This window comes from Ancylobacter mangrovi (assembly GCF_024752355.1).
GTDB lineage: Bacteria > Pseudomonadota > Alphaproteobacteria > Rhizobiales > Xanthobacteraceae > Ancylobacter > Ancylobacter mangrovi.
In genome coordinates, this window is sequence record NZ_JANTHZ010000015.1 from 13,953 (window position 1) to 40,231 (window position 26,279).

The 26,279-nt window shown below is 67.1% G+C and carries 22 protein-coding genes; all 22 read right to left on the reverse strand.

What is annotated here, in order from left to right:
• Positions 1–65: 65 nt before the first annotated feature.
• The gene (gene proS, locus NVS89_RS22225) at positions 66–1,388 is read right to left on the reverse strand and encodes a proline--tRNA ligase (RefSeq protein ID WP_258734966.1); all 1,323 of its coding nucleotides are present in this window, start codon (positions 1,386–1,388) and stop codon (positions 66–68) included.
• Between the two features lie 424 nt (positions 1,389–1,812).
• A complete protein-coding gene (locus NVS89_RS22230; RefSeq protein ID WP_258734967.1) occupies positions 1,813–2,094 on the reverse strand; it encodes a DUF1467 family protein in 282 nt (93 codons plus the stop codon).
• Positions 2,095–2,128: 34 nt separating this feature from the next.
• On the reverse strand, positions 2,129–2,533 hold the full coding sequence (gene mce / locus NVS89_RS22235; RefSeq protein WP_258734968.1) for a methylmalonyl-CoA epimerase: 405 nt from the start codon (positions 2,531–2,533) through the stop codon (positions 2,129–2,131).
• 31 nt (positions 2,534–2,564) lie between these two features.
• Positions 2,565–4,253 (reverse strand): ribonuclease J, encoded by a 1,689-nt coding sequence (locus NVS89_RS22240; protein ID WP_258734969.1) that lies wholly within the window; start codon positions 4,251–4,253, stop codon positions 2,565–2,567.
• 12 nt (positions 4,254–4,265) lie between these two features.
• Positions 4,266–5,021 (reverse strand): biotin--[acetyl-CoA-carboxylase] ligase, encoded by a 756-nt coding sequence (locus NVS89_RS22245; protein WP_258734970.1) that lies wholly within the window; start codon positions 5,019–5,021, stop codon positions 4,266–4,268.
• 2 nt (positions 5,022–5,023) lie between these two features.
• Entirely contained in the window at positions 5,024–6,451 is a 1,428-nt protein-coding gene (gene nuoN, locus NVS89_RS22250) for an NADH-quinone oxidoreductase subunit NuoN (RefSeq protein ID WP_258734971.1), read from the reverse strand.
• Positions 6,452–6,482: 31 nt separating this feature from the next.
• Complete coding sequence (locus NVS89_RS22255) at positions 6,483–7,997, reverse strand: NADH-quinone oxidoreductase subunit M (RefSeq protein WP_258734972.1); 1,515 nt, start codon at positions 7,995–7,997, stop codon at positions 6,483–6,485.
• Positions 7,997–9,928, reverse strand: a complete 1,932-nt coding sequence (gene nuoL / locus NVS89_RS22260) for an NADH-quinone oxidoreductase subunit L (protein ID WP_258734973.1) — start codon at positions 9,926–9,928, stop codon at positions 7,997–7,999. Before nuoL ends, NVS89_RS22255 begins: the two co-directional genes overlap by 1 nt.
• Positions 9,929–9,938: 10 nt before the next feature.
• Complete coding sequence (nuoK, locus tag NVS89_RS22265) at positions 9,939–10,247, reverse strand: NADH-quinone oxidoreductase subunit NuoK (protein ID WP_258734974.1); 309 nt, start codon at positions 10,245–10,247, stop codon at positions 9,939–9,941.
• 2 nt (positions 10,248–10,249) lie between these two features.
• The gene (locus NVS89_RS22270) at positions 10,250–10,855 is read right to left on the reverse strand and encodes an NADH-quinone oxidoreductase subunit J (RefSeq protein WP_258734975.1); all 606 of its coding nucleotides are present in this window, start codon (positions 10,853–10,855) and stop codon (positions 10,250–10,252) included.
• Between the two features lie 111 nt (positions 10,856–10,966).
• Positions 10,967–11,455, reverse strand: coding sequence for an NADH-quinone oxidoreductase subunit NuoI (gene nuoI / locus NVS89_RS22275; RefSeq protein WP_258734976.1), 489 nt, complete (start codon positions 11,453–11,455; stop codon positions 10,967–10,969).
• Between the two features lie 10 nt (positions 11,456–11,465).
• A complete protein-coding gene (locus NVS89_RS22280) occupies positions 11,466–11,729 on the reverse strand; it encodes a hypothetical protein (RefSeq protein WP_258734977.1) in 264 nt (87 codons plus the stop codon).
• A gap of 1 nt (position 11,730) precedes the next feature.
• Entirely contained in the window at positions 11,731–12,768 is a 1,038-nt protein-coding gene (nuoH, locus tag NVS89_RS22285; protein WP_258734978.1) for an NADH-quinone oxidoreductase subunit NuoH, read from the reverse strand.
• Positions 12,769–12,778: 10 nt separating this feature from the next.
• Positions 12,779–14,857: an NADH-quinone oxidoreductase subunit NuoG gene (gene nuoG, locus NVS89_RS22290; protein WP_258734979.1), complete on the reverse strand. Its 2,079-nt coding sequence runs from the start codon at positions 14,855–14,857 to the stop codon at positions 12,779–12,781.
• Positions 14,858–14,866: 9 nt separating this feature from the next.
• The gene (gene nuoF, locus NVS89_RS22295) at positions 14,867–16,168 is read right to left on the reverse strand and encodes an NADH-quinone oxidoreductase subunit NuoF (RefSeq protein ID WP_258734980.1); all 1,302 of its coding nucleotides are present in this window, start codon (positions 16,166–16,168) and stop codon (positions 14,867–14,869) included.
• A 10-nt stretch (positions 16,169–16,178) separates the two neighbouring features.
• A complete protein-coding gene (gene nuoE / locus NVS89_RS22300; RefSeq protein WP_258734981.1) occupies positions 16,179–17,045 on the reverse strand; it encodes an NADH-quinone oxidoreductase subunit NuoE in 867 nt (288 codons plus the stop codon).
• A gap of 38 nt (positions 17,046–17,083) precedes the next feature.
• On the reverse strand, positions 17,084–18,283 hold the full coding sequence (locus tag NVS89_RS22305; protein WP_258734982.1) for an NADH-quinone oxidoreductase subunit D: 1,200 nt from the start codon (positions 18,281–18,283) through the stop codon (positions 17,084–17,086).
• A 15-nt stretch (positions 18,284–18,298) separates the two neighbouring features.
• Positions 18,299–18,913 carry an NADH-quinone oxidoreductase subunit C gene (locus tag NVS89_RS22310; protein ID WP_258734983.1) on the reverse strand — a complete coding sequence of 205 codons (615 nt, stop codon included), beginning with the start codon at positions 18,911–18,913 and terminating at the stop codon, positions 18,299–18,301.
• A 35-nt stretch (positions 18,914–18,948) separates the two neighbouring features.
• Entirely contained in the window at positions 18,949–19,527 is a 579-nt protein-coding gene (locus NVS89_RS22315) for a NuoB/complex I 20 kDa subunit family protein (RefSeq protein WP_258734984.1), read from the reverse strand.
• Positions 19,518–19,883 carry an NADH-quinone oxidoreductase subunit A gene (locus tag NVS89_RS22320; protein ID WP_258734985.1) on the reverse strand — a complete coding sequence of 122 codons (366 nt, stop codon included), beginning with the start codon at positions 19,881–19,883 and terminating at the stop codon, positions 19,518–19,520. Before NVS89_RS22320 ends, NVS89_RS22315 begins: the two co-directional genes overlap by 10 nt.
• A 515-nt stretch (positions 19,884–20,398) precedes the next feature.
• On the reverse strand, positions 20,399–21,310 hold the full coding sequence (locus tag NVS89_RS22325) for an NAD-dependent epimerase/dehydratase family protein (protein WP_258734986.1): 912 nt from the start codon (positions 21,308–21,310) through the stop codon (positions 20,399–20,401).
• A 73-nt stretch (positions 21,311–21,383) separates the two neighbouring features.
• A complete protein-coding gene (locus NVS89_RS22330; RefSeq protein ID WP_258734987.1) occupies positions 21,384–26,213 on the reverse strand; it encodes a rhamnan synthesis F family protein in 4,830 nt (1,609 codons plus the stop codon).
• Positions 26,214–26,279: the final 66 nt, after the last annotated feature.

Consider the following 26,279-nt stretch of genomic DNA (forward strand, 5'->3'; position numbering starts at 1 on the left):
CTGGCCACCTTGCCCCGCCGCGCCTCGCTTCGTGCCGCCATGCGTTCTCCGCTCGCCCTTCGCGCTCAGCCGACGATCTTCGCCAGCGCCGCCTCGACCGGCAGCGTCTCGCGCGAGCCGTCGGCGCGGCGCTTGAGCTCGACCGTGCCGGCGGCGAGGCCCTTCGGCCCGACGATGATCTGCCACGGCAGGCCGATCAGGTCCGCGGTGGCGAATTTCGAACCCGGCCGCTCGTCGGTGTCGTCGTAGAGCACGTCGACGCCGCGGGCCGTCAGTTCGGCATAGATGGATTCGCACGCCGCGTCCGTCGCCGCGTCGCCCGCCTTGAGGTTCAGCACGCCGACCCGGAAGGGCGCGATCGCCTCCGGCCAGATGATGCCGTTCTCGTCGTGGGAGGCCTCGATGATCGCGGCCGCGAGGCGCGACGGGCCGATGCCGTAGGAGCCCATATGGACCGGCCGCTCGACGCCGTCGGGGCCGGCGACCTTGGCGCCCATGGGCTCGGAATATTTGGTGCCGAAGTAGAAGATGTGACCGACCTCGATGCCCCGCGCGGAGAGACGATTCTCTTCGGGAATCGCTGCGAAGGCCTCCTCGTCATGCTTTTCCTCCGTGGCCGCATAATGGCTTGTCCAGCGGTTCACGATGGATTGCAGTTCCCCAGCGTTATCGAAATCCACCCCGGAATCGGGGGTGGGCATTTCGAGATAGGCCGAATGGCAGAACACCTGGCTCTCGCCGGTGGTGGCGAGGATTATGAACTCGTGGCTGTGGTTGCCGCCGATCGGCCCGGTGTCCGCCACCATCGGGATCGCCTTCAGCCCGAGCCGTTCGAAGGTGCGCAGATAGGCGACGAACATGCGGTTATAGGCGGCGACCGCGCTCTCGAAATCGAGGTCGACCGAATAGGCGTCCTTCATCAGGAACTCACGCGAGCGCATGACGCCGAAGCGCGGGCGCACCTCGTCGCGGAACTTCCACTGGATGTGGTAGAGGTTCAGCGGCAGGTCCTTGTAGGACTTCACATAGGCGCGGACGATCTCGGTGAGCATCTCCTCATTGGTCGGCCCGTAGAGCATCTCGCGCTCGTGCCGGTCCTTGATGCGAAGCATCTCCTTGCCATAGTCCTCGTAGCGCCCGCTCTCGCGCCACAGATCGGCCGACTGGATGGTCGGCATCATGATCTCGATGGCGCCGGAGCGGTTCTGCTCCTCGCGGATCACGGCGCAGATCTTGTCGAGGACGCGCTTGCCGAGCGGCAGCCAGGCATAGATGCCAGCGCTCTCCTGCCGGATCATGCCGGCCCGCAGCATCAGCCGATGCGAGACGATCTCCGCTTCCTTCGGCACTTCGCGGAGGATCGGAAGGAAATAGCGGGAAAGACGCATAGGAAAGGACTCGCGATTCGACCGGCGCCGCGCCTGCGGCGGGATGGGCGAGTGAAACCGGATCGGTCGCGAAAAGACAAGCCCTTGCGGCCACCGCAGCTGTCCGGCCCGAACTTACGTGCGGGGCCGGCGCTCCCCGATCCCGTTCTATTGCATTGCACAATAGAACTATTGCGACGCAGGGATGACAAGCGCGCTTCGTTTGCTCTATGTTGCCGGCCTCTAGAAAGAGGTCCGCCAGTCGCCGCTTCCAGCGCGATGCCGGTCCAGGTCTCGGGAGGAATGACGGTCAAGAAAGCCCCCCGGCAGACGCCGAAACGGCGCGGAACCGGGTGCGGGCGGTCAGATCAAAGAGTAGGCGGGGCCGAGGTCCCGCCTCTTTTTTTTTTGCTCGACTGGCTTTTTCTTCGACCGCGCCGGGGCGTTATTTCAGGTCGTAGAGCTTCGGGTCGAACGGCATCGGGAACATGTCGAGCCTGATCCAGCCCGACTCGATGATCCAGGCGATGACCAGCACAACGATGAGCGCGACCACCGAGGTGATCAGCGCCTTGCGCAGCAGCTGCGGGCGCTGCGGCGCACCCGGCTCGGTACCGTCCTCCACCTTGCCGTCCTCATGCTGCGAGCGCACGCCGAACGGCAGGACGGCGAAGATCACCACCCACCAGACGATGAAATAGATGGCGATGTAGGTGGTCAGCCCCATGTCAGCCCCACGTGGTCAGCCCCATGACGTCACCTCAGGCCTGCTCGAGCTCGACGAGCGTGCCGAGGAAGTCCTTCGGGTGCAGGAACAGCACCGGCTTGCCATGGGCGCCGATGCGCGGCTCGCCCGAGCCCAGCACGCGCGCCCCGGCCGCTTTCAGCCGGTCGCGCGCGGCGACGATGTCGTCGACCTCGTAGCACAGATGGTGGATGCCCCCGTCCGGGTTGCGCTCCAGGAAGCGGGCGATGGGCGATTCCTCGCCCAGCGCGCCGAGCAGCTCGATCTTGGTGTTGGGCAGTTCCACGAACACCGTGTCCACCCCGTGTTCGGGCTGCGGCACGATGGCGGAGACGCTCGCGCCGAGCGTGTCGCGGTAGGTGGCGATCGCCGCGGCGAGATCGGGCACGGCGATCGCGACGTGGTTGAGGCGGCCGATCATGATGCGCCCTCCGTTCGTTCGAACGGCTCCTTCATACCGTGATGACGAGCACATGGCAGAGCGGCTTCTTGCCCCATGAGGCATTCAGCGCGCCGCGCACGGCCCGTGTGAGCGATTCCGCCACCGCGTCGGGATCGCGCCGGCGCGGCTTGGGCAGGCCGTCCAGGCAATCGAGCACGGCATCCTCGATCACGTCGTCGAGCAGCTTGCCGCCGGAGCCGCGCTGGGGGACGCCCGACAGGTCGATCATCGGATCGCCGACCACCTCGCCCTTGGCGCTCATCGCCACCGCGACCGAGACCAGCCCGGCGAAGGACATGCGCCGGCGCTCGGCGATCGAGGAATCAGCCGAGGCGACCAGCACGTGGCCGTCCTTGTAGAGACGCCCGACCGGCACCTCCTCGATCACCTCGGCGGCGAGCGCGGGATCGGCGCTGGCGAGGCGCACCATGTCGCCGTCGACGAGGCGCACGACCTCCCGCACGCCCGTTGCCCGGGCGAGATCGGCGTGCTCGGCGAGATGCAGCGGCTCGCCATGCACCGGCACAGAGACCTGCGGGCGCAGCCACTTGTACATCTGCTCGAGCTCGCCCCGGCGCGGATGGCCGGAGACGTGCACCAGCCCGTCGCGGTCGGTGATGACCTTCACCCCCTGCAGAACCAGCGCGTTGATGATGCGGTTCACCGCGCGCTCATTGCCGGGAATGGTGCGCGAGGAGAAGATCACCTGGTCGCCGGGCGAGAGCGCGATCTCGGGATGGTCGTCGTCGGCGATGCGGGCCAGCGCGGCGCGCGGCTCGCCCTGGCTGCCGGTGAGGATCGCCACCACCTTGTCGCGGGGCAGGAAGCCGTAGGCGTCCGCCGAGCGGAACGGGGGCAGGCCGTCGAGCAGGTGCTGCTCGCGCGCGACCGTGATCACCCGCTCCATGGCGCGCCCGACCAGCACGCATTCGCGCCCGGTGCGCATCGCCGCCTCGGCGATGGAACGGATGCGCGCGACGTTGGAGGCGAAGGTGGTCACGGCGACCCGGTGCGGGGCCTTGCCGATCAGCTCCGCCAGCACGCCCTGAACGTCGGTCTCGGAGGGCGAGATGCCCTCGCGGATGGCATTGGTCGAATCGCAGACGACCGCGCGCACCCCCTCGTCGCCGAGCGCGGAGAAGCGCGCCGGGTCGGTGACGTTGCCGACCACGGGCGTCGGGTCGATCTTCCAGTCGCCCGTGTGCACGACGAGGCCGAGCGCGGTGCGCAGCCCCAGCGCGTGGCTGTCGGGAATGGAATGGGCGACCGGCAGGAACTCGACGTCGAACGGGCCGATCTGTGCCCGCCCGCCCGAGGGCACCACGTGGAAGGGGATCTTCGGCGCGCCCGGCTCGCCGAGCCGGCGCGCCTCCGCCAGCGCGTGGGTGAAAGGCGTCGTATAGACCGGGCAGCCGAGCTTCGGCCACAGGTCGACCAGCGCGCCGACATGGTCCTCATGGCCGTGGGTCAGCACCAGCCCGACGAGATTGCCGCGCTCGCGCTCCTCCTCGAGAAAGGCGACGTCCGGCATGATGATGTCGATGCCCGGAATTTCCGGCGGCGCGAAGGAGATGCCGAGGTCGACCGCGAGCCATTTGCGCCGGTTCTTCGGGCCGTATCCATACACCCCGAGATTCATGCCGATCTCGCCGACACCTCCCAATGCGGCGAAAACCAACTCGTCCGGCGACTTGCTCACTCAACTTGCCTTTCACGCCTGAGCGCCGGGCGACGGGAATACGTCGCCGGCGCTGATCGTCTCGCGCACGCCATCGGCGCGGCGCAGAACCATAGCACCGGAAAAGTCCAGCGCCTCGAACACTCCGCTGGCCTCGCGGTCGCCGAAGCGCACCGTCACCTCGCGCCCGAGGCCGGGCGCCCGCCGGATCCAGGCCTCGCGCGTCTCGTCGAAACCGGCGCCGCGCGCCCATTCGTCGAGCCGCGCGCGCAAGGCGAGGTCGAGCGCGCCGAGCATCTCCATCGGTGCGGTAGGATAGCCCGCCGCCGCGAGGTCTGTCGTCGGATAGGGCGTATCGGCGGGGTGGTGCGCGCAATTGACGCCGAAGCCGATCACCGTCACCGGGCGTCCATCCGGCAGCACCGTGCCCTCCAGCAGGATGCCGGCGAGCTTGGCGCCGTCGATCAGAACGTCGTTCGGCCATTTGAGGCCGATGCGCAGCGGATCGATTCCCGTCACCGCCCGCACCGCGTCGTAGAGGCCGAGCGCGGAGACGAAGCAGAGCTCCGGCAGGCGGGCCGAGGGACCCGCATCCACCAGCAGCAGCGAGGCGTAGAGATTGCCGGGCTCGGACGTCCATGGCCGGCCGCGCCGGCCGCGCCCGCCGGTCTGGCGGTCGGCCACAAACCAACGTGGCGCAGGCCCCCTCGCCTGCGCCAGCGCTTCCGCATTGGTCGAGCCGATGCTCGGATAGTGAACGACCGGCGTCGCCCCCGGAACGCGGACCATCCCTAGAAGAGCGCCCTCGCCGCCGCGCCCGCCGCCGCCAGCAGCGGCGCGGGATAGACGAAGAACAGCAGCGTGAACAGGCCGGCGATACCGAGCACCGCACGCAGCTCGGTCGGCATCGGCTCGAACGCCTCGGCGGGCTCGTCGAAATACATCACCTTGACGATGCGCAGATAGTAGAAGGCGCCCACCACGCTCGACAGCACGCCGATCACCGCCAGCGTGTAGAGCCCGGCCTGGATGGCGGCGAGGAACACGTAGTACTTCGCCAGGAAGCCGGCGAGCGGGGGGATGCCCGCCAGCGAGAACATGAGCGCCGCCAGCAGGAACGCCTTCACCGGGCTGGTGCGGGCGAGCCCGGCGAGGTCGTCATAGTTCTCGACCATGCCCTCCTTGCGCCGCATCGACAGGATGCAGGCGAAGGTGCCGAGCGTCATCGCCACATAGATGGTCATGTAGACCAGCACGCCGCGCACGCCCTGCTCGGTGCCGGCCGCGAGGCCGACCAGCGCGTAGCCCATGTGGCCGATCGAGGAATAGGCCATCAGGCGCTTGATGTTGCGCTGGCCAATCGCCGCGAAGGAGCCGAGCAGCATGGAGGCGATGGAGACGAAGACGACGATCTGCTGCCACTGGTGGACGACATGCGGCAGCGCCTCGATCGCCACCCGCACGAACACGGCCATGGCCGCGACCTTCGGCGCGCCGGCGAAGAAGGTCGTGACGGGCGTGGGCGCGCCCTCATAGACGTCCGGCGTCCACATGTGGAACGGCACCGCCGAGACCTTGAAGCACAGCCCCGCGAAGATGAAGACGATGCCGAAGATCAGGCCGAGCGTCGGCTCCTGCGCCGCGGCGGCGATGTGCAGGAAGTTGACCGAGCCGGTGAAGCCGTAGATCAGCGAGGCGCCGTAGAGCAGCATGCCCGAGGACAGCGCGCCGAGGACGAAATATTTGAGGCCCGCTTCCGTCGAGCGCACGGAATCGCGGTTGTTGGCCGCGACCACGTAGAGCGCGAGGCTCATCAGCTCGAGGCCCATATAGAGTGCGATCAGGTCGCCGGCCGAGATCAGCATCATCATGCCGAGCGTCGACAGGATGACCAGGATCGCGAACTCGAACCGGGCCTGCTTCTCCACCTTCAGCCAGTCGACCGACATGGCGAGCGTGCTGCCCGCCGCCAGCAGCGCCAGCACCTTGAGGAAGCGCGCATAGGCGTCGAGCTGGAAGCTGCCGTTGAACAGCGTCGCCTCGGACGGGCCGAGGATCACCAGCACCAGCGCCGCGAAGATCGCCGCGAGCGCGAGGCCGTTGACGGTGTCGGTCGACTTCGGCCCGGCGATGGCGCCGAACAGGATGAGGATGACGGCGGAAACGGCCAGCAGCAGTTCGGGCAGCGCGGGACCGAGCGCGGACAGGGTGAAGATCATGAGCGGGGCTCCGCGGGGCTCTCGGTTCGGGTCACGGCAGCATCAGGCTCGCGGCCTTCACGGCGCCGCTCGCCATGTCGGCGCGCGCCATGATGGCGTTCACCGCGACATTGCAGGCGTCGAGGATCGGCTGCGGCCAGATGCCGAACAGGATGGTGAAGAACAGCAGCGGAATCAGGGAGAGCATCTCGCGATGGTTGAGGTCGAGGATGCTCTTGAGGCTCTCCTTCTCCAGCGGCCCGAAGATCACGCGGCGGTAGAGCCACAGCGCGTAGCAGGCGGACAGGATGACGCCGCTGGTGGCGAAGAACGCCACCCAGCTGTTCCGGCCGAAGGTCGCGATCAGGGTCAGGAACTCGCCGATGAAGCCCGAGGTGCCCGGCAGGCCGACATTGGCCATGGTGAACACCATGAACACCGTGGCGTAGATCGGCATGCGGTGCACGAGCCCGCCATAGGCCGCGATCTCGCGGGTGTGCATGCGGTCGTAGACCACGCCCACGCACAGGAACAGCGCGCCGGAGACGAAGCCGTGGCTCACCATCTGGAACACCGCGCCCTGGATGCCGGCCTGGGTCAGGGTGAAGATGCCCATCGTCACGTAGCCCATATGGGCGACCGAGGAATAGGCGATCAGCTTCTTGATGTCCTCCTGCATCAGGGCGACCAGCGAGGTGTAGACGATCGCGATCACCGAGAGCGTGAAGACGAAGGGCGCGAAATAGGCCGACGCCTCCGGGAACATGGGCAGGCTGAAGCGCAGGAAGCCGTAGCCGCCCATCTTCAGCAGGATGCCGGCCAGGATCACCGAACCGGCGGTCGGCGCCTCCACATGCGCGTCCGGCAGCCAGGTGTGCACCGGCCACATCGGCATCTTCACCGCGAAGGAGGCGAAGAACGCCAGCCACAACCACTTCTGCATGCCGGACGGGAAGTTGAAGTGCAGCAGCGAGACGATGTCGGTGGTGCCCGACTGCCAGTACATGGCCATGATGGCGAGCATCATGAGCACCGAGCCCGCCAGCGTGTAGAGGAAGAACTTGAACGTCGCGTAGATGCGCCGCTTGCCGCCCCAGATGCCGATGATGATGAACATCGGGATCAGGCCGCCTTCGAAGAAGATGTAGAACTGCAGCAGGTCCAGCGACGAGAAGGTGCCGATCATCAGCGTCTCGAGCACCAGGAAGCAGATCATGTACTCCTTGACGCGGAGCTGGATCGACTCCCAGCTCGCCAGGATGCACATCGGCATCAGGAGCGTGGTGAGCAGGACGAAGGGCAGCGAGATGCCGTCCACGCCCATGCGGTAGGCCGCGATGTCGCCGATCCAGCTCCGCGTCTCCACGAACTGGAACTCGGTCGCCGACGGATCGAAGCCGAGCAGCAGCAGCAGCGAGATGACGAAGGTCACCAGCGTCGCCCACAGGGCGACCCAGCGCGCATTGCGCTTGGCGACCTCGTCGTCGCCACGGATCATCAGCACGATGAGAAGCGCGCCGACCAGGGGCAGGAAGGTGACGACGGAGAGAATGGGCCAGTCGTACATCAGTGCGCGCCCCCGAACATGAACCAGGTGATGAGGGCCGCGACGCCCACCAGCATCACGAACGCATAGTGATAGAGATAGCCGGTCTGCAGCCGGATCACCCGGTTGGTGACGTCGACCACGCGGGCCGACACGCCGTTCGGGCCGTAGCCGTCGATGACGCGGATGTCGCCCTGCTTCCAGAGGAAGTTGCCGAGCCACTTCGTGGTGCGCACGAACAGGAAGTCGTAGATCTCGTCGAAGTACCACTTGTTCAGCAGGAAGCGGTACAGCACGTCGTTCTGCTTCGCGAGCGCCTTCGGCACCGCCGGGTTGGCGATGTACATCCAGTAGGCGGTGAGGAAGCCCAGCGCCATCATCGCCGTCGGCGCCCATTTGGCCCAGCCGGGAATGTGGTGCATCTCCTCGAGGATCTTGTTCTCCGGCCCCATGAAGATCGCTTCGCGGAAGAACTGATCGACGTCGTGCCCCACGAAATACGGGTACAGGATCATGCCGGCGAAGAGCGCGCCCAGCGAAAGCACGCCCAGCGGGATCAGCATGGTCTTGGGAGATTCGTGCACGTGATCATATGTGTGATGATCCGCGCGCGTCTCGCCGTGGAAGGTCATGAACATCTGCCGCCAGGTGTAGAAGGCGGTCAGCGCCGCGGCGGCGACGGTCAGCACCCAGGCATAGGTCGCGAACGGGCTGCTGCTGACGAAGGCGGTCTCGATGATCGCGTCCTTCGAGTAGTAGCCCGCGGTGAAGGGGAAGCCCGTTAGCGCGAGGCCGCCGATCATCATGGTGCCGTAGGTGAACGGGATCTTCCGCCACAGCCCGCCCATGTGCCGCATGTCCTGCTCGTGGTGCATCGCCGTGATGACCGAGCCGGCGGCAAGGAACAGCAGCGCCTTGAAGAAGCCGTGCGTCAGCAGGTGGAAGACGCCGACCGAATAGGCCCCCGTGCCGAGTGCGGTGAACATGTAGCCCAGCTGCGAACAGGTCGAGTAGGCGATGACGCGCTTGATGTCGTTCTGCACGCAGCCGATCGTCGCCGCGAAGAAGGCGGTCGAGGCGCCGACGAACAGCACCACGTTGAGCGCGGTCTGCGACAGTTCGAACAGCGGCGACAGGCGCGCCACCATGAACACGCCGGCGGTGACCATGGTCGCGGCGTGGATGAGCGCCGACACCGGGGTCGGGCCTTCCATCGCGTCCGGCAGCCAGGTGTGCAGGCCGAGCTGGGCTGACTTGCCCATCGCGCCGACGAACAGCAGCAGGCAGATGATGGTCGGCGCGTGCCATTCATGGCCGAGGAACAGGATGTTCTTGTCGACCAGCGAAGGCGCGCTGGCGAACACCTGCTCGAACGCGACCGAGCCGGTCATCATGAAGACGGCGAAGATGCCGAGCGCGAAGCCGAAGTCGCCCACGCGGTTGACGATGAACGCCTTCATCGCGGCGGCGCAGGCCGAGGGCTTGTCGTACCAGAAGCCGATCAGCAGGTAGGAGGCGAGGCCCACCCCTTCCCAGCCGAAGAACAGCTGCACCAGGTTGTCGCTGGTCACCAGCGTCAGCATGGCGAAGGTGAACAGCGAGAGATAGGCGAAGAAGCGCGGCCGGCTCGGGTCCTCGTGCATGTACCCCATCGAATAGAGGTGCACGAGCGCCGAGACGGTGGTGACCAGGATCAGCATGACCGCGGTGAGCGAGTCGACCCGGATCGCCCAAGTGACGTCGAGCCCGCCGGTCGACATCCAGGTGAACAGCTCGACCGTGCCGTCCTCGCCCCCGAAGGTGGTGCGGAAGAACACGATCCAGGCGAAGAAGGCGGCGATGAAGAGCAGCGTCGTGGTGACGAGCTCCGACGCGCGCGCGCCGATCATCCGCCCGAACAGTCCAGCAATCAGGAAGCCGAGCAGGGGGAGGAAAACGATGACCTGATACATGAAAGGCCCCTCACCCCTTCATCGTGTTGATGTCCTCGACGGCGATCGAACCGCGATTGCGGTAGAACACCACGAGGATGGCGAGGCCGATGGCGGCCTCGGCGGCGGCCACCGTCAGCACGAACAGAGCGAAGATCTGGCCGGTGATGTTGCCGAGGAAGGCGGAGAAGGCGACGAAGTTGATGTTCACCGCCAGCAGGATCAGCTCAACCGACATCAGGATGACGATGACGTTCTTCCGGTTGAGGAAGATGCCGAGCGTGCCGAGCGTGAACAGGATGGCCGCGACGGTCAGGTAGTGCGGAAGTCCGATTCCCATGGTCACAGCCCCTTGCCCGACGGCACCTTGACGACGTCGATCGCCGCCGCCTTGGTGCGTGCGTTCTGCACCGGGATGCTCTGGCGCTTGACGTTCGTCTTGTGGCGCAGCGTCAGCACGATCGCGCCGATCATCGCCACCAGCAGCACCAGCCCCGCCGCCTGGAAGAAGTAGACGTAGTCGGTGTAGAGCACCCGGCCGATCTGGACCGTGTTCGACACGCCGGCCGCGGCCGGCAGCACCGCCCCGGTCACCCCCTCGCCGAAGGTCCAGGAGCCGAACACCAGCACCAGCTCGGCGAGGAAGACGAGGCCGACCAGCGCGCCCACCGGCAGGTACTGCAGGAAGCCCTGGCGCAGCTCGACGAAGTCGACGTCGAGCATCATCACCACGAACAGGAACAGCACCGCGACCGCGCCGACATAGACCACCACCAGCAGCATGGCGAGGAACTCGGCGCCGATCAGGATGAACAGCCCGGCCGCGTTGACGAAGGTCAGGATCAGGAACAGCACGGAATGAACGGGGTTCCGCGACGCGATGACCATGAAGGCCGACGCCACCGCGACGGCGGCGAAGAGATAGAAGAACAGCGCGGCGAGGCTCATGTCCGGCTCCCCCTGACCCGTCCTGCCGCACGGACAGCCCGTCCGCCGGCAGCGCTCGCCTTTACGGCTTCTCTCGTCACGATCTTCACGTCGTCCAATCCCTTGCGTCGCTCAACGGTATGGTGCGTCGAGCACCATGTTCCGTGCGATTTCTCGCTCCCAGCGGTCGCCATTGGCGAGCAGCTTGGCCTTGTCGTAGTAGAGTTCCTCGCGGGTCTCGGTGGCGAACTCGAAGTTCGGCCCCTCGACGATGGCATCGACCGGGCAGGCCTCCTGGCAGAAGCCGCAATAGATGCACTTCACCATGTCGATGTCGTAACGCGTGGTGCGGCGGGTGCCGTCGTTGCGGCGCGGGCCGGCCTCGATGGTGATGGCCTGCGCCGGGCAGATCGCCTCGCACAGCTTGCACGCGATGCAGCGCTCCTCGCCGTTCGGATAGCGGCGCAGCGCGTGCTCGCCGCGGAAGCGCGGGCTCACCGGCCCCTTCTCGAACGGGTAGTTCAGCGTCGACTTCGGCTTGAAGAAGTAGCGCATCGCCAGGAAGAACGCCGAGACGAACTCGGTGAGCAGCAGCTGGCGGGCCGCCAGGTCCAATCTCATGTCGCTCTCCTCACTCGGCCATGGCCGCGGCGAGGCCGAAGCCCACCAGCGGCATGGAGACGGCGAACACCCGGATCACCGTCTTCCACCAGGAAACCACGCCCTCCAGCTGCTCACGGCTCAGCTTGCGGGCTTCTCGGGAACCGCGGATCGACAATTCCATCATCCGCGGCAGGATGAACCACTCGGCCGCCCCGAGCAGGGCGCCGATCAGCGCCCCCGCCCAGGCCACCGCCGAGGCTTCGAACAGGATCGCAAGCGCACCCTCGCTCATCTCAACCTCCCGCCCCGGGCGCCAGGCCCGAGAAGTGCAGCACGCCCGCGACCAGCACGACCATGAACAGCGAGATCGGCAGGAACACCTTCCAGCCGAGACGCATGAGCTGGTCGTAGCGGTAGCGCGGGACCATCGCCTTCACCATGGCGAACATGAAGAAGACCAGCAGAACCTTGAGCAGGAACCAGATCACGCCCGGCACCCAGGTGAAGGGCGCGAAGGGCAGCGGCGGCAGCCAGCCGCCCATGAACAGGATCGCGGTCAGCGCGCACATGGTCATGATCGCCACGTACTCGCCGAGCATGAACATCATGTACGGGGTCGAGCCGTACTCGACCATGAAGCCGGCTACGAGCTCGGATTCCGCCTCGCCCAGGTCGAAGGGCGGGCGGTTCGTCTCGGCCAGTGCCGAGATGAAGAAGATCACGAACATCGGGAACAGCGGCAGCCAGTACCAGCCGAGGATGCCGTAGCGGGTGTTCTGCGCCTCGACGATCGCCGACAGGTTCAGCGAGCCCGCGCACATCAGCACGGTGACGATGACGAAGCCGATCGACACCTCGTAGGAGACCATCTGCGCCGCCGCGCGCAGCGCGGAGAGGAACGGGTACTTCGAGTTCGACGCCCAGCCGCCCATGATGACGCCGTACACGCCGAGCGAGGAGATCGCGAAGATGTAGAGCACGCCGACATTGATGTCGGCCACCACCCAGCCGGCGTCGAGCGGCACCACCGCCCAGGCCGCCAGCGCCAGCAGGCAGGTGACGAAGGGCGCGAGCAGGAACACGCCCTTGTTCGACCCGTCCGGGACAACCGGCTCCTTCAGCACGAACTTGATGAGGTCGGCGAAGGACTGGAACAGGCCGAACGGCCCGACCACGTTGGGCCCGCGCCGCATCTGCACCGCCGCCCAGATCTTGCGGTCGGCGAGCAGCACATAGGCCACCACGATCAGCAGCCCGACCAGGAGCGCCAGGCTCTGGGCGAGGATGATGACGACCTGGATGAGAGTGTCGAGCCAGCTTGTGTTGGTCATGCTCTCCCCCTCACTCGGCCGCCGCCGCGAGGCGGCTATGGGCGAGCGCCGAGCACTCGGCCATCACCGCCGAGGCGCGGGCGATCGGGTTGGTGAGATAGAATTCGGTGACGGCGGCACGGAACGGCGCCCGCTCCGGCGTGCCGCCCAGCCCCGCCAGCGCGACGATCGCCGCCTGGCCGGCCGGCTCGACATGGTCGAGCCGGGCAAGGTGCGGGAACGCCGCGTAGAGCTTGACGCGCAGCTCCGAGAGGTTGTCGAACGGCAGGCGCTGGCCGAGTACGTCGGACAGCGCGCGCAGCACCGCCCAGTCCTCGCGCGCCTCGCCCGGCGGGAACGCCGCGCGATTGGCGAGCTGGGCCCGGCCTTCCGTGTTCACATAGGTGCCGGACTTTTCCGTGTAGGCCGCGCCCGGCAGGATGACGTCGGCGCGGTGGGCGCCGCGATCGCCATGGGTGCCGAGATAGACCACGAAGGCGCCCGGCGCGATGTCGATCTCGTCCGCGCCCAGCGCGAACAGCACGTCCACCCCGCCCGGATTGGTCATGGCGACGGCATCGAGACCGCCCTCGCCCGGCACGGCGCCGACATCGAGCGCGCCGACGCGGGCCGCCGCGGTGTGCAGCACGCCGAAGCCGTCCCAGCCGTCCTTCACCGCGCCGACCGACACGGCGAGCCGGGCCGCGAGCGCGAGCACCGCCGCGCCGTCCGGCCGCGACAGGGCGCCCTGCCCGATCAGCACCAGCGGGCGCTGCGCGTTCTTGAGCGTGGTGGCGAAGGTGCCGTCGCCGACCAGGTCGGTCAGCGTATCCGCGCCGGCGCCGAGATAGTCATAGGGATAGGTCAGGTCGACATGCTCGCCGACGAGGCCGATCGGAAAATTGCCCGCCAGCCAGCGCTTGCGGATGCGCGCGTTCAGCACGCTCGCCTCGCGGCGCGGATCGGCGCCGATGATCAGCAGCGCGTCCGCCTGCTCGATGCCGGCGATGGTCGGGTTGAACAGGTAGGAGGCGCGCCCCAGCGCGGGATCGAGCTTGGTCCCGTCCTGGCGGCAGTCGATATTGGCCGAGCCGAGCGCGCTCAGCAGCGACTTGAGCGCGAACGCCTCCTCGACCGAGGCGAGATCGCCCACCAGCCCGCCGATGCGGTTGCCGGGCACGCCCTTCATCTTCGCGGCGATGGCGGCGAAGGCTTCCGGCCAGCTCGCCGGCTTAAGCCGGCCGCCGACGCGCACATAGGGGCGGTCGAGGCGCTGGGTCTTCAGGCCGTCCCAGATGTAGCGGGTCTTGTCGGAGATCCACTCCTCGTTCACGTCCTCGTTGAGGCGCGGCAGCACGCGCATCACCTCGCGCCCGCGGGTGTCGACGCGGATGTTGGAGCCGACCGCGTCCATCACGTCGATGGATTCGGTCTTCACCAGCTCCCACGGACGGGCGTGGAACGCGTAGGGGCGCTGGGTCAGCGCGCCGACCGGGCAGAGGTCGGCGACATTGCCCTGCAGCTCCGAGGACATCGCCGCCTCGAGATAGGTGGTGATCTCCATGTCCTCGCCGCGCCCGATGGCGCCGAGCTCGGCCACGCCCGCCACTTCCGTGGTGAAGCGCACGCAGCGCGTGCACTGGATGCAGCGCGTCATGGAGGTCTTGATCAGCGGGCCGATATACTTGTCCTCGACCGCGCGCTTGTTCTCGATGTAGCGGGACGTGTCCACGCCATAGGCCATGGCCTGATCCTGCAGGTCACATTCGCCGCCCTGGTCGCAGATCGGGCAATCCAGCGGGTGGTTGATGAGCAGGAACTCCATCACCCCCTCGCGCGCCTTCTTCACCATGGGGCTCTTGGTGAGCACCACGGGCGGCTCGCCGTTCGGGCCGGGGCGCAGGTCGCGCACATTCATGGCGCAGCTCGCCGTCGGCTTGGGCGGACCGCCCTTCACCTCGACCAGGCACATGCGGCAATTGCCGGCGATCGACAGGCGCTCGTGGAAGCAGAAGCGCGGAATCTCCGCGCCGGCCGCCTCGCACGCCTGGAGCAGCGTGTACTCCGGCGGAACATCAAGCTCGATGTCGTCAACGATGATCTTAGCCATGATGCTCTCTCACTCCGCCGCGACCGGAACGGGGTCGGAATGCGGGTTCGCAGAATACTGGTCGATCCGCTTCTCGATCTCCGGCCGGAAATGCCGGATGAGGCCCTGGATCGGCCAGGCCGCCGCATCGCCCAGCGCGCAGATGGTGTGCCCTTCGACCTGCGTCGTCACCTGCAGCAGCAGGTCGATCTCGCGCTTCTGCGCGCGGCCCTCGACCATGCGGTCCATCACCCGCCACATCCAGCCCGTGCCCTCGCGGCACGGCGTGCACTGGCCGCAGCTCTCGTGGCGGAAGAAGTAGGAGATGCGGGAGATCGCCTTGATGACGTCGGTGGTCTTGTCCATCACCAGCACGCCGGCGGTGCCGAGGCTGGACTTCACGGCGCGGCAGCCGTCGAAGTCCATGATCAGCTCCTCGCACTGGTCGGCCGGGATGATCGGGCAGGACGCGCCGCCGGGGATGACGGCGAGCAGGTTGTCCCAGCCGCCGCGCACGCCGCCGCCATGCTTCTCGATCAGCTCCTTGAACGGGATGCTCATCGCCTCTTCGACGATGCACGGCGTGTTCACGTGGCCGGAGATGCCATAGAGCTTGGTGCCGACATTGTTCGGCCGGCCGATGGCCGAGAACCAGGCCGCGCCGCGCCGCAGGATGGTCGGCGCGACCGCGATCGACTCGACGTTGTTCACCGTGGTCGGGCAGCCGTAAAGGCCCACATTGGCCGGGAACGGCGGCTTCAGGCGCGGCTGGCCCTTCTTGCCTTCCAGGCTCTCCAGCAGCGCCGTCTCCTCGCCGCAGATATAGGCGCCGGCGCCGTGGTGAACGTAGATGTCGAAGTCCCAGCCATGGACGTTGTTCTTGCCGATCAGGCGCGCCTCATAGGCCTGGTCGACTGCCGCCTGCAGGTGCTCGCGCTCGACGATGAACTCGCCGCGCACATAGATGTAGGCGGCGTGCGCGCCCATGGCGAAGCCGGCGACGAGGCAGCCCTCGACCAGATGATGCGGATCGTGCCGCATGATCTCCCGGTCCTTGCAGGTGCCGGGCTCGGACTCGTCCGCGTTGACGACGAGATAGTGCGGGCGCCCGTCGGACTGCTTGGGCATGAACGACCATTTCAGCCCGGTCGGGAAGCCGGCGCCGCCACGCCCGCGCAGGCCCGAGGCCTTCATGTGGTCGATGATCCAGTCGCGGCCGGCGTCGAGAATGGTCTTGGTGCCATCCCAGGAGCCGCGCTTGAGCGCGCCCTGCAGCCCCCAGTCGTGGAAGCCGTAGATATTGGTGAAGATGCGATCCTTGTCGGCAAGCATGGTTCGCTCCTCAATCCGCCTTGGTGCCGGGCGGCGGCGCCACGGGCTTCTTCGGCTTCTCGCTGTCGGCCTCGCCCGCCGCCTCGACCGCCTTGGCCGGCGGGGGCTTGGCGGGGGCCGGGTCGCCCTTGGGCGGAGGCGGGGGCGCCGCAGCGGCGGCCGCCGCCGGCGGTGCGGAAGGAGCCGCCTCCCCGTTCTCGCGCGCCGCGATCGCCTCGCGGGCCAGAGCCAGCCCGGCGCCGGCCCCGACCATCGAGCCGTCATAGAGCTCCGGCGAGGTCAGGACGCGAAGCCCCGTGACGGGCTCACAGCTCTTGCGCCCGTTCTGCGGGCCGGGCGTCGGCTTCTCGCCGCGCTCGAACGCGTCGAGGATCTTCTCCAGATCCTCCGGCGTCAGGTCCTCGTAGACGTCCTTCCACACCTGGATCATCGGCGCGTTGGTGCAGGTGCCCGCACACTCGACCTCTTCCCAGGAGAAGTCGCCATCCGCGGAGAGGTGGAACGGCTCGGCGTTGATCCGCTTCTTGCAGACCTTCATCAGCTCGCCCGCGCCCATCAGCATGCAGGGCGTGGTGCCGCACACCTGGACATGCGCCTTACGGCCGACCGGCTGGAGCTGGAACTGGGTATAGAAGGTCGCGATCTCGTAGACGCGGATCGGCGCCATGCCGAGCATGTCGCCCACATAGCGCATGGCCGGCTCGGACACCCAGCCGCCGGCCTGCTCCTGAGCACGCATGAGCAGGGGTATCACCGCGCTGGCCTGCCGGCCGGGCGGATATTTCGCGATGGTCTTCTCGGCCCAGGCAAGATTCTCGTCCGTGAACACAAAGCTCTCGGGCTGAACCTCTTTTGGCGCAAGCCTACGGACAGACATTCCGTACCCTTCCGATCAGACCGCTGGACCCTTCCGGGTCAGCGGTCCACTTCTCCGAACACGATGTCCAGCGATCCGAGGATCGCCGAGACGTCCGCAAGCATGTAGCCGCGGCACAGGAAATCCATTGACTGAAGATGCGCGAAGCCGGGCGCGCGGATCTTGCAGCGATAGGGCTTGTTGGTGCCATCCGACACCAGATAGACGCCGAACTCGCCCTTGGGGGCCTCCACCGCCGAGTAGACCTCGCCGGCCGGCACATGGAAGCCTTCCGTGTAGAGCTTGAAGTGATGGATGAGCGCCTCCATCGAGCGCTTCATCTCGCCACGCTTGGGCGGCACGATCTTGTGGTCCACCGCAGAGACCGGGCCCGCTTCCTTCAGCAGGCGCTCGCAGCACTGGCGCATGATGTGCGCGGACTGGCGCATCTCTTCCATGCGGATGCAGTAGCGGTCGTAATTGTCGCAGTTCTTGCCGATCGGAATGTCGAATTCCATCTCGTCATAGCACTCGTAGGGCTGCGCCTTGCGCAGGTCCCACGCCGCGCCCGAGCCGCGCACCATCACGCCGGAGAAGCCCCAGGCGAAGGCGTCCTCCAGGCTGACGATGCCGATGTCGACATTGCGCTGCTTGAAGATGCGGTTGTCGGTCAGCAGCCCCTCGAGGTCGTCGCAGACCTTGAGGAAGGGGGGGATGAAATCGAGGATGTCCTCGACCAGCTTGCGCGGCAGGTCCTGGTGCACCCCACCCGGCCGGAAATAGGCCGCGTGCATGCGCGAGCCGGAGGCGCGCTCATAGAACACCATGAGCTTCTCGCGCTCCTCGAAGCCCCACAGCGGCGGGGTGAGCGCGCCGACGTCCATCGCCTGCGTCGTCACGTTGAGCAGGTGCGAGAGGATGCGCCCGATCTCGGAATAGAGCACGCGGATGAGCTGGCCGCGCTTGGGCACCTCGAGGTCGAGCAGGCGCTCGATGGCGAGGCAGAAGGCGTGTTCCTGGTTCATCGGCGCGACATAGTCGAGCCGGTCGAAATAGGGCACGGCCTGCGTGTAGGTCTTGGTCTCGATCAGCTTCTCGGTGCCGCGATGCAGCAGCCCGATATGCGGGTCGACACGTTCCACGACCTCGCCGTCCAGCTCCAGCACGAGGCGCAGAACGCCATGCGCAGCAGGATGTTGCGGACCGAAGTTGATCTGGAAGTTGCGGACGTTCGGGTCGACCTTGGTGGGTGCGTTCATCGATCTGACCTCACCTCAGCCCGCCTTCGGGCCGCTGGCCTTCTCGTCGCCGGGGAGCACGTATTCGGGCCCCTCCCAGGGCGACAGGAAGTCGAAGTTGCGGAACTCCTGCGCGAGCTTCACCGGCTCGTAGACCACGCGCTTGCGCTCGTCGTCATAGCGGACCTCGACGAAGCCGGTGGTCGGGAAGTCCTTGCGCAGCGGATAGCCGTCGAAGCCGTAGTCGGTCAGCAGGCGGCGCAGCTCCGGATGGCCGGAGAACAGGACGCCGTACATGTCGTAGGCTTCGCGCTCGAACCAGAGCGCGCCGGCGAACACCGGCGTGGCCGAGGGAACGGGCGTCGTCTCGTCGGCCTCGACCCGCACCCGCACCCGCGCATTCAGGGTCGGCGAGAGCAGGTGATAGACCACGTCAAAGCGGCGCTCGCGCTTCGGCCAGTCGACGCCGCAGATGTCGATGAAGCTGACGAAGCGGCAGGACGGGTCGTCGCGCAGGAAGGTCAGGACCTTGATGATGTCGCCGGCGGACGCGACGAGGGTCAGTTCGCCATAGGCGACGATCACCTCCTCGACGGCGTCGGCGAGCGCTTCCTTCACATGTGCGCCCAGCTCTTTCAGCGTCTCGTCCATGTCGTTCCCGTGTCTGCCTTCCGTTGAGGCCGGCGTCAGCGTTCGATGGTGCCCGTGCGGCGGATCTTCTTCTGCAGCAGAAGCACCCCGTAGAGCAGCGCCTCGGCCGTCGGCGGGCAGCCCGGCACGTAGATGTCGACCGGCACGATGCGGTCGCAGCCGCGCACCACCGAGTAGGAATAGTGATAGTAGCCGCCGCCATTGGCGCACGAGCCCATCGAGATGACGTAGCGCGGCTCGGGCATCTGGTCGTAGACCTTGCGCAGCGCCGGGGCCATCTTGTTGGTGAGCGTGCCGGCGACGATCATCACGTCCGACTGGCGCGGGCTCGCACGCGGGGCGAAGCCGAAGCGCTCCACATCGTAGCGCGGCATCGACACCTGCATCATCTCGACCGCGCAGCAGGCGAGGCCGAAGGTCATCCACATCAGCGAGCCGGTACGCGCCCAGTTGATGAGCTCGTCCGTAGCAGTGACGAGGAAGCCCTTGTCGGCGAGCTCCGCGTTCACCTCGACGAAGAACGGGTCATTGGCGCCGACCGGCCTGCCGGTCGACGGGTCGATGATCCCCTTGGCCGCCGGAGCAACGAGCGGGCTGTTGGCGGTCAATCCCATTCGAGCGCTCCCTTCTTCCATTCATAGACGAAGCCGACGGTCAGCACGCCGAGGAAGATCATCATCGACCAGAAGCCGAAATCGCCGAGATCCCCGAAGGTGATCGCCCACGGGAACAGGAAGGCGACCTCGAGGTCGAAGATGATGAAGAGGATGGACACCAGGTAGAAGCGGACGTCGAACTTCATGCGCGCGTCGTCGAACGCATTGAAGCCGCATTCATAGGCCGACATCTTTTCGGGGTCGGGGCGGCTGTAGGCCACCAGGAACGGTGCCACCAGAAGCGCGAGGCCGATGACAGCGGAAACGCCGATGAAGATAACGACGGGCAGGTAATCCTGGAGCAGGCTGCTCATTGACCTTCCTCCTCCCCGGTGAGGCGCGCCACGCGGCACAGCCGCTAGTCGCGAATTATTCAAAGCATGAGGGCAGGCTTATCTCACCGCCCCAAGCGAGGCAAGGGCATCGGTGGGCCTTTCGCTTCTGCGTGGTATACAGAATTCACAGCTTGCTGGCAGTCCCCCCGACATAACGTTGCGGGACCACGGTGCACTGCGGCATCTCATTGTCGCACGTCGCGATTATGACGGCGACCGCCAATTTCCGCATGGCAGACGGCCGGCGCATCCGGCGGCGTGACGGGCATACGGGGCGGGCGCGGGCCGGTATGGGAATGAGGCCGGGCATCGGGCCGGCGGAGGCTCCGCGAGGGCGCGGCGCAGGGGACAATCGGGACGCGAAACCGGCCCGCGAGAGGTCGCCCGGAAGGGCCCGGAATCACCTTTCGTCGAATCGTTGCCCGGCCCGCGCGCCGGACACCGAGATGTGACGTCAGCCCCGGCGGGCGCCCGGTGTCCTTCCCAGGGCCGTCCTATTGCTGGCGGACCCACTCATAGGTGGCCTGGATTCCCTCCAGCAGCGGCATGCCACATTGCCACCCGAAATCGGTGCGGGCGCGGCTGACGTCGAGCACCGAATGGGACACGTCGATCACCCGGCCGGGCTTGTAGATGGGCTGGATCGGCTGGCCCGTCACGGCGGCGAGGATCTCGATGATCTGCCGGATTGAGGTGCCCTGCCCGCTTCCCGCATTGTAGGGCCCGACCCTCTCGCTGGCGACGGCGCGCGCGCACAGCTCGGCGAGGTCGGTCACGTGCAGATAGTCGCGCACGACGCTGCCGTCGCCCCAGATCTCGATCGACTGGCCCGCATTCAGGCGCGACAGGAAGGTGGAGATCACCCCCTGCACGCCCGCATGGCCCTGGCGAGGCCCATAGGGATTCGACGCCCGGATCACCACCGGCGACATGCCACGCGTGCGCCGGTACATCTCGAGATAGTGCTCGATCGAGGCCTTCACGATCCCATACGAATTGATCGGCCGAAGCGGGTGCGTCTCCGGAATCGGCACGATGTCGGGAAGGCCGTAGACCGTCCCGCCCGACGACAGGAACAGGATGCGGCTGATTCCGAGCCCACCCATCGCGTCGAGCAGCGAGAGCGTGCCGATCAGATTGTCCTGCACGTCGGTGGTCGGGCTGAGGTCGGCCGTGCCCGGAAAGGTGGTGCTCACCAGGTGCATCACCGCCTCGACACCCGCGAGGGCCTCGATCAGCGCCATGCGGTCCCCGAAACTGCCGGTGACGTACTCGACGCCCTCGAGCGGCGGGCGGAAGCGTTCCATCTGCCGGTCGAACACCTTCACCGCATGGCCGTGGGCCAGCAGCCGGTCGACGACATGGGAGCCGATGAAACCGCATCCCCCGATAACAAGCACTTTCATTCCAGATCTCTTCCCGCTGCGCCGGCCATGGACGTGATCGCTGCCGGCGCGTGCCGGGCAGGACCGCGCCAGGTCAGCGGGTCACGCCGCGAATATTGGTCACCAGCGTATCCCATCCATTCAACGCCGGAATCACCCCGAAGAGGCGTTCCAGCGCGTGCAGGTCGGTCCCGTCGTCGGCCAGCGGCTCGCGCGGATAGTCCGACCAGTCGAGATTGAGGTCGACGAACGGCTTCAGCGCCGCCGAGCGCATCCAGAACATGGTGCCGATCGGGAAATTGATCATCCGCGGCAGCGATTCATGGCCCATCCGCGCGGCGATGCGGCTCGCCGCCCGCAGGTTGCGCGTCCAGCCGAAGACGTGCGGATCGTCCGGGTAGACCAGCCCGACCCGCGGCTCGTCCTGCATCGTCTTCATGATCAGGTCGAGCATCGCCCCGCCCTGCGCCCCGCCGAGCATGTTCTCGAACAGGAAATCGCTCCAGGCGGCGACGAAGTCCGTGCTCTTGAGCTGGCCGCTGCGCTTGATGTGGATGTGCCCGACGACGTCGTACTCTGCGACCATCTGCGGGCCGAAGGCGGTGAGGAACGGGCCGATGTCGCGCCCGGCATTCGGCGCGTGGTTCACTGTCACCGCGCCGCCGTAGTGCCGGAACACCGCCCTCACCTGCTCGGCCGACGCGCCCTCGCCGATGCTGACGAACAGATCCGGCCGGGTCCGGTTGCCCGCCAGACGTTCGGCGACCTCGGCCAGCCGGTCCGTGAAATAGGCGTGGATGTGCAACGCGCTATTCAGCGTCGCCGCCGGAACGTCCGCGGCCACCGCCGCGCCGCCCTCGAGCACCGGCAGCAGCCACGGGCCGGCCGGCCGGCCCTTGCGCAGGAAGTCGGCATAGGCGTCGGTGCCGCTGTCATAGCCGGTCGCCTGCGCGGCATAGATGAACGGGTTGAAGCCCGGCTCCGGCTTGCGGGCCGCGCCGACCCAGTGCAGGCGGTCGATATAGTCGGTCACGCCCCGCTCGGAGACGGCCGCCGACGCCGGCTCACCGGCGAAGAAGTCGGGCCGGAAGCCGCCCAGCCGCACGATGTCCCCGATATCCTTCTCCTGCGCCTCGTGCCGCCCCCCGGCCTTCAGCGCGAAGGCCTCGATCGTGGCGACGTAGCGGTCGAGGTCGGCGAAGGTCTCGGCGCACTGTTTCGTCTTCAGCGAAGTCTCGTCATAGAGGGCCTGCGAGGTCGCCAGCGCCCGGATCTTCTCGGCGAGTTCGGTCGTGTCCATGTATTCACCGAGGCAGGCATCCTGCAGCCCGCCCGCTGCCAGCAGGTCGGCAATGCCCGTCGCCTCCTTGAAGCAGAGCACCGGCAGGCCGCGGCACAGCGCGTCGATCGCCACGTTGGGCAGCGGGTCGAGCCGGCTCGACAGCAGCAGGACGTCGGTCAGCTCATACGCGTACTCGATCTCCGAGGTCGCCGGCAGAATGGTGACGCGGTTCTCGATACCCGCGCGCTTGAGCTGGTCGCGCAGATAGACCGAATAGGCGAAGTCGCGATCGGGCGCGTAGCCGGCACCGATCCAGGCGAAGCGGATGCGCTCCGCGCCCGGCCCGTTGAGCACCCGGGTCGCGATCTCGATGAAGAGATCGACGCCCTTGCGGATCTCGACCGTGCCGGCGCCGAGAACGACGAACTGCCGGTCCCCGGCAAGCTCGGGCGCCAGCGCCTCGCGCAGGCGGCTCCGCTCCGCCTCGCTCGACCCGGCCGACAGCTTCGGCGTCGGAATCCGGCATTGGCCCTGCGGCAGGACATGCAGCGTCGGCGTGAAGTCCATCAGGTTGTTGTCGAAAGCGTTGTCGAGCGTCAGCCGGGTCGAGAAGATCGTGTCGTCCGCGAACCGCATCGCCTCCGGGAAGGCCGCCTTCTTGCCGGTATAGGAGGCGAACTCGTGCAGCAGCGTCACGGTGGGCACGCCGCACTGGTTCAGCGCCCGCAGCACGGCGTGCGACTCGACCGAATTGACGACCGCGAAGGCGAAATCACGCTTCTCCGTCATCCGGCCGATGAGGTCGACATAGTCCTCCCACTCCATGCTGTGCAGACCGGCATCGACCACCTCCTCCGACGCCGCGCAGAAGTCGTCGATGAGCTCGCCGCCGGTGAGGCACATGAAGGTGACGTTGTAGCGCGCCGACAGTTTCTCGCCGATGTTGAGCGTCAGGATCGGCGCGCCTGTCCGGCTGGCCTGGTGGCTGACGATGAGCACGTTCGGCCGGTTCGGGTCGTGCCTCTGCCGGCCCGCATGGACGCGCTCCCTCTGCCCCGCCGATAAGACGGCGATGGCGGTGGACGCCGGCGCCTCGCCCGGACCGGACACCGGCCGGGCCGGATCGCGGCGCCGGGCGCGGAACTCGAACTTCGCTGCCGCCTTCCTTGAGAACGGGCGCGAGACACGCGACAGCCACCTGTAGAGCTTGAACTTCAGCTTGTTCTTGACGAGCTTCCAGGGACGGCGCCTCGCCCGCACCAGTTCCCGCTCGAGCTCGGCGATGTGCAGCGCGGTCGCGCTCGACTGCGCCGCCGCGTTCTGCAACTCCTGGCGCAGCGTCGCGTTCGTGGTGGCGAGTTCCTCGTGTCTTCCGCTCTGCGGAGCCGCACCCGCACCGCCGGCCTGGACGATTGCGATGCTCTCTTCCGCGATAGCGGGATCGAAGCCGTTGGCGCGCAGCACGCGCTCGCGCTCTTCGACGCTCAATTCCTGCAGCGCCGCCATCTTGATGAAGGGAAATCCCTCGCGGATGAGTTGGCGCCATTCGGTGAGCGTACGATTGGTGGTCCCGCGCGAGGGGAACAGCACCTCGCCCTTCAGGCCGGCCGCCTCGAAGGCCTCCAGCGCCTGAATCTCATACGCCCTGATGACTTCGTGCTTGCTCTCCAGCCACCGGACTTCGGAGAGGAAGTCGAGGAGCTTCTCCACTCCGCGGTCCTTGGCCGCCAGGAAGTAGCTCTGGAAGTGATGCTTGAACTCGAAATTGTCGGTCATGCCGATCAGCTGCGCATCGGCGGCATAGACGCGGCTGACGAGCGCCTTCATCGCCTTCTCACTGAACGGCCCCAGCAGGCTGTCATTGGCGAGGCACAGCAGGCGCGTGGCGCTCAGATCCAGCTCGCGCGCCACATGCGCCCAGGCGGCGAAGTCGAACCCGCCGTTCTCGCGGATGAAGAGTCCGTCGACCCGGTCCAGCAGCGGGGCGGTGTCGATCTGGTCTTCAGGCTCGCTGACGATGATCAGCACCGTGGCGAGGCCGGCGGCCCTCAGCGCGTCGAGATAGACCGCCACATGCGGCTTGATGCGGCCCGCCGGCGCGTGGGTGACGAACAGCACCAGCTCGTCCGTCCGCTGCGGCACCTTGAGCGCCTGGAGCAGCGCCTCCTCGACGTCGCGCGAGAGGTCCATCTGGTTGCGCCGCCGCCGCTCGGCCTGGCCGTGATGGAGATAATGGAACAGCGGGTCGACCCCGGCGGCCGTGGCGTCCGGATATGTGTGCCGGTACCAGGTGGGATCGAAGTCGGCCGAGGGCCGCAAGCCGGCCTCGGAGCCGAACCTTATGTAGTGCACGAGCGGGTTGAGCAGGCTCGCCGCGGCCTCGGGGTGGCTCGCGACGTACCAGCGGCTCGAGAAGAAGGGATTGGGATCGCGCCCCTCGCGGGCGCCGTAGTCGAGATAATGGCGGATCGGGCCGCCACCATAGGCCGCCGCGTCGGGGTTGCGGGCGAGATACCAGTCGGCATCAAACAGGCCCGACGCCGCGACCAGCGCCTCGTCCTCGCTGGGGGCGACGCCTTCCGCCCGCTCGCGGCGGCGCTTCGCCTTCCGGCGCGCACCCCAGTAGAGGAGCAGGCTGCCGCGCTTCTCCAGACCCGCGACACGCTCGTCCAACTCGACGATATCGGCCCGCTCCTCGGACAGCTCCCTCTTCGACTGGCTCAGTTCCTGCGCCTGGCTCTGCAGGCCCTGGACCGTCTGGGCCTGCTGCTTTTCAAGCGCAGCGTGCATCTTCGCGTTCTCGGCCTGCAGCGACGCTACCCGCCCGCGCAGGTCGCCGATCACGGTCTCCGCCCTGTCCAGCCGGGCGACGGCCTGCGCCAGCACGTCCGGCGTCGCCTCGATCGGCACGCTCTCCTGAACCTCGATCTCCGCCGAAAACACGTCGACGTCATGCGAGAGGTCGTGCCCGTTCGTCGGCGAGCCGGTCCCCGGCTGCGCCTCGGCCGCGGCGGCGCGCGCTTTGGCGGCGGCAGCGGCCGCGTTGCGCTCGGCGATCTCGATCCGCGCCAGGACGAGGCGCGACTGCGCCTCCAGCTCGTTCGGGTCCGGCGCCCGCTCGCGCCGCTCGAACAGGATCGCCCAAGGGCACAGGAACGAGCCGTCATAGCCCGCCCTCGGCGCGAACCCTTCCTCGGCGAAGAGCTGCATCCAGTAGAGCGGCGGCTGGACGTTGATGTGGGTCTCTTCCTCGAAATCGACCGGGCTCGAGGAGAACAGCACCTGCGGCGCGACGCTGCACAGGTTCTTCACCGCCAGCCGCGCATCCTCGGGCGGCATGTGTTCCAGCACCTCGATGCAGGTCACGAGGTCGTAGCTGCCTTCGATCGGATCGGTGATGGAGGCGCATTCGCAATAGGGCCTCAGCCCGGCCGGCACCTGGCTGATCGCATAGGTCGAGAAGTCGCGGCCGAACGCCTCGATGCCGCGTGCGCGCAGTGTCTCGACCAGGAAGCCGATGGCGCAGCCTGCATCGAAGACAGTCTTGGGGCTCAGCGTCTCGTCGATCCGCTGCGCGACGTTGCCAAAGAACCGGAGCCAGTGGGGCTCGTCGCGATTGTAGGGAATGCCACAATGCGACAAGAAATAATCCGCACCATAATCCTGCTCAGCCACAACTCTACTGCCCTTGTCGAGGTAAAAAGGTCT

Bases quoted from the DNA above. Each gene is read 5' to 3' on its own strand.
- proS (WP_258734966.1), bottom strand. From the start codon at position 1,388: ATGCGTCTTTCCCGCTATTTCCTTCCGATCCTCCGCGAAGTGCCGAAG.
- NVS89_RS22230 (WP_258734967.1), bottom strand. From the start codon at position 2,094: ATGGGGCTGACCACCTACATCGCCATCTATTTCATCGTCTGGTGGGTG.
- mce (WP_258734968.1), bottom strand. From the start codon at position 2,533: ATGATCGGCCGCCTCAACCACGTCGCGATCGCCGTGCCCGATCTCGCC.
- NVS89_RS22245 (WP_258734970.1), bottom strand. From the start codon at position 5,021: ATGGTCCGCGTTCCGGGGGCGACGCCGGTCGTTCACTATCCGAGCATC.
- nuoN (WP_258734971.1), bottom strand. From the start codon at position 6,451: ATGATCTTCACCCTGTCCGCGCTCGGTCCCGCGCTGCCCGAACTGCTG.
- NVS89_RS22255 (WP_258734972.1), bottom strand. From the start codon at position 7,997: ATGTACGACTGGCCCATTCTCTCCGTCGTCACCTTCCTGCCCCTGGTC.
- nuoL (WP_258734973.1), bottom strand. From the start codon at position 9,928: ATGTATCAGGTCATCGTTTTCCTCCCCCTGCTCGGCTTCCTGATTGCT.
- nuoK (WP_258734974.1), bottom strand. From the start codon at position 10,247: ATGGGAATCGGACTTCCGCACTACCTGACCGTCGCGGCCATCCTGTTC.
- NVS89_RS22270 (WP_258734975.1), bottom strand. From the start codon at position 10,855: ATGAGCCTCGCCGCGCTGTTCTTCTATCTCTTCGCCGCCGTCGCGGTG.
- nuoI (WP_258734976.1), bottom strand. From the start codon at position 11,455: ATGAGATTGGACCTGGCGGCCCGCCAGCTGCTGCTCACCGAGTTCGTC.
- NVS89_RS22280 (WP_258734977.1), bottom strand. From the start codon at position 11,729: ATGAGCGAGGGTGCGCTTGCGATCCTGTTCGAAGCCTCGGCGGTGGCC.
- nuoH (WP_258734978.1), bottom strand. From the start codon at position 12,768: ATGACCAACACAAGCTGGCTCGACACTCTCATCCAGGTCGTCATCATC.
- nuoG (WP_258734979.1), bottom strand. From the start codon at position 14,857: ATGGCTAAGATCATCGTTGACGACATCGAGCTTGATGTTCCGCCGGAG.
- nuoF (WP_258734980.1), bottom strand. From the start codon at position 16,168: ATGCTTGCCGACAAGGATCGCATCTTCACCAATATCTACGGCTTCCAC.
- nuoE (WP_258734981.1), bottom strand. From the start codon at position 17,045: ATGTCTGTCCGTAGGCTTGCGCCAAAAGAGGTTCAGCCCGAGAGCTTT.
- NVS89_RS22305 (WP_258734982.1), bottom strand. From the start codon at position 18,283: ATGAACGCACCCACCAAGGTCGACCCGAACGTCCGCAACTTCCAGATC.
- NVS89_RS22310 (WP_258734983.1), bottom strand. From the start codon at position 18,913: ATGGACGAGACGCTGAAAGAGCTGGGCGCACATGTGAAGGAAGCGCTC.
- NVS89_RS22315 (WP_258734984.1), bottom strand. From the start codon at position 19,527: ATGGGATTGACCGCCAACAGCCCGCTCGTTGCTCCGGCGGCCAAGGGG.
- NVS89_RS22320 (WP_258734985.1), bottom strand. From the start codon at position 19,883: ATGAGCAGCCTGCTCCAGGATTACCTGCCCGTCGTTATCTTCATCGGC.
- NVS89_RS22325 (WP_258734986.1), bottom strand. From the start codon at position 21,310: ATGAAAGTGCTTGTTATCGGGGGATGCGGTTTCATCGGCTCCCATGTC.